The organism is Plantactinospora alkalitolerans, from assembly GCF_015690345.1.
GTDB lineage: Bacteria > Actinomycetota > Actinomycetes > Mycobacteriales > Micromonosporaceae > Plantactinospora > Plantactinospora alkalitolerans.
On record NZ_JADPUN010000431.1, the window covers coordinates 1 to 3,010 of the forward strand.

The window sequence follows — 3,010 nt, forward strand, 5'->3', positions numbered from 1 at the left end:
GTCCCACCCCTGCGCCCAGGCCGGCGGATAACGCTCGTCGAGCGTCGCCACGACGTCGGCCACACTGACCTTCGGAGATCCGGATGCATCCACGGCGGCCCAGCTTACCGGCGACGGCGACGCAGCGGCGTCGGCGGCGTCGCTGCGGCCCTCGTTGCTTCCGTCGGCCGGAGACCCAGCCGCGTTGCCGCCGCCGTCCGCCGGAGACTCAGCCGCGTTGCCGCCGCCGTCCGCCGGAGGCCCAGCCGCGTTGCCGCCGCCGTCCGCCGGAGACTCAGCCGCGCTGGCCGCTGACCGAAAATCTGCTCCGCAGTGCCGTCACGGCCATCTCCCACGGAAAATTCTCCAGCTGACGCTCGCCCATGCCGGGTGGATGCAGCGGCATGACATGGTCGCCGAAGAGCACCGTGACGTTCCAGTCCCGGAGTCGGGCGATGCTCTCCCGGAAGGCCGGATGGGCCGCCATGGCGGCGTTCGTGAACGGCATCGCCACGATCGGCAGCCGCTTGCCCAGCCCCTCGACCAGGAGGCCGAGGGCGAGGGTGTCGGCGATGCCGGCGGCCCACTTGTTGATCGTGTTGACCGTGGCCGGCGAAACGATCATGGCGTCCGCGTCGGGCAGCACGTCCGGATCCCCGGGATTCTTGTACGTCGACCGCACCGGATGCCCGGTCTGTCGGGTCAAGGCCGGTACGTCGACGAACTTCGTCCCGTCCGGGGTCAGAATCACGCACACGTCCCACCCGTCGCGCTGCGCGGAGGTCACGAGCCGGCCGACGTCCCGCGTCACCGGCGAACCGCAGGCGAGCACGTACAGCACCCGTGACCCCGTCGACTCCGTCACGGGACGATCCCGCGCGGCGCGGTCATATTCCTACTCCCATGTGCTCAGCCAACTCCGCAAACGGCGCCGGCGGCGCACCCCTTGTGCGACGTAGCACGTTTGACATCACCTCGTGCGCGATCGGCCGGCACCGGATCTCGGACGGGGCGAGCCGGTCGCCGTCGACCAGCGCCTCGCCGGCCTTGTCCAGATCGCCGATCTGCGCGAACCCCCGGGCCAGGTCCAGCATGTGATGGGCGCGCCGCTCGGGCAGCAGCGCGTTGAACCCGTCCTGCCGCATGATCTTCTGCTCGTGGGTGTTGACCGCCTGCCCGCCCTCGCCGAGCTCCACCGCCGCCGCGGCCCGGTGCAGCTCCAGGTTCGTCGGCCCGAAACTGGTCCAGTAGTGGTTCTGGTCGCTGCCGAGCGCCCCGGCCACCTCCTCGGCGCCGTTCACCAGGTCCCGGACCGTGTTGTTGTCACCCATCCGGGCCGCCGCCATCGCGCCCTGCAACAGCAGCATCCCGTAGACCGAGAGCCGCTCCGGGTTCGAGTCGTTGCCCCCGCCCGGCGCGAGCCGGTTGGCGACGCTGACGTTGACCTCCAACGCCGGCCTGGCCCGGCCGAGCGCGAGCAGCGCACTGCCGACCCGATAGGTCGCCACGCCGGCCAGCAACGGATCCTCGGCCCGCTGCGACACCGCCATCGAGCGGTCGGCGGCGAGCCAGGCCAACTCGTACTCGCCCAGCTTGCGCAGCGCCGAGGAGGCGATCTGGTACACCTGCCCCAGCAGGTGGGCGGCCCGCTGGGCATCGTCACCGCTGGCGACGCTGTCCAGCGCCTGGGCGTCCCGGACGAGCTTCGGCAGCGCCCGGGTCAGCACCCCGTACCGGGCGTACTGGAAGGTCAGCCAGGCGTGGTTCACCGACTTGGTCATCTCGGCCAGCGACGGCGGCTGGGGTGTCGCGGCGAAGAACGAACTCATCGAGTCGTACCGCTCCAGAGCCGAGCGGATCTCCTCCACCTCGACCTCGTCGATGCAGGTGAGTCCGTCGGCCCGGCGTTCCGGCTCCTTGCCGAGCAGCAGTGAGGCGTCGAGTTGCAGGACGTCGGCGATCTCGTAGAGCACGGAGAACTTGTCCAGCCGGCGTACGCCCCGCTCGACCTTGTCGACCCAGCTCTTCGATTTTCCGAGCCGATCGGCGAAGACCTGCTGCGACATCTTGCGGCGACCGCGCCAGTAGGCGACACGGCGGCCGATCGGCAGCTCATCCACGTCCGCCCCTCCTCTCTGCGTCCGACGACTCCATCCAGTGGCCGGTGGTAAACCCCGGCCAAAGCGTGGTGACCTCGCATCTGCGCTGGTCGCACAGCATGTACGTCACCCCGCAGGCGGCCGCTCGTAACTTTCGATGCAACTTGCGGCTGTCTGACCGGACAAACGACCGCGCCGTGACGCCAGTGACGGGCTTCAACTCGCATAACTGGCCGAGATCGTCAATTTAGGGGGTTCGCCATGATGTGGGGAAGAGTCCGTCCACCCACAGTCCGGCTCAGCCAACTCGACCGGATCCGGCTGCGCCGGGTCGCCGTCCGGTACGCGGGGCACGGCTGGGATGTCACCCCCGGCGCCTGCCTGGCCCGACATCGATTCGTCTGCGGCCGGGCCGGCTGTCCCACCACCGGCTGCCATCCCGCCCTGGAGCAGTGGGAACAGACCGCCACCGCCGATCCGGCCCGGGTCGCCACCTGGTGGCGGATCCGCCCGCACGCCATCCTGCTGGCCACCGGACGGGCCTTCGACGTCCTGGAGGTCCCCGCCTACCTGGGCCGGTACGCGCTCGAACAGGCCCGCCCCCGATTGCACGGCGCCGTCTCCGGTCAGACCCGCGGCCCGGTCGCGACCACCCCGGCCGGGCAGTGGATGTTCCTGGTGCGGTCCGGCGAGCCGCTGCGCCCGGAACTGGACGACTCCCTCTACGTGGTCCGGCACGGCCCCGGCTCGTGGATTCCGGCCCCGCCGACCCGGCTGCCGGAGGGCACGGTCCGCTGGGCGGTGTCGCCGGAGGAGACCCGGTGGCGGCTGGCCGACCCGTACTGCGTACAGGAGTTGCTCCTCGAGGCGCTTGAGGTGGTCACGCCCACCCTTCCCTGTCCCTTATACACATCTGACGCTTCCGACGATCT

3 protein-coding genes are annotated in these 3,010 nt (G+C 70.5%); 1 reads left to right on the forward strand and 2 read right to left on the reverse strand.

Annotated elements, in window-relative coordinates:
* Positions 1 to 274: 274 nt before the first annotated feature.
* Both I0C86_RS42310 and I0C86_RS42315 read right to left on the reverse strand, forming a co-directional pair.
* Positions 275 to 844 (reverse strand): flavoprotein, encoded by a 570-nt coding sequence (locus tag I0C86_RS42310; RefSeq protein WP_323374174.1) that lies wholly within the window; start codon positions 842 to 844, stop codon positions 275 to 277.
* 22 nt (positions 845 to 866) lie between these two features.
* Positions 867 to 2,099, reverse strand: coding sequence for a helix-turn-helix domain-containing protein (locus I0C86_RS42315; protein ID WP_196206944.1), 1,233 nt, complete (start codon positions 2,097 to 2,099; stop codon positions 867 to 869).
* 243 nt (positions 2,100 to 2,342) lie between these two features.
* Here I0C86_RS42315 and I0C86_RS42320 point away from each other — a divergent pair.
* Positions 2,343 to 3,010 (forward strand): bifunctional DNA primase/polymerase (locus tag I0C86_RS42320; protein WP_196206945.1); only part of this gene is annotated, 668 nt, incomplete at its 3' end.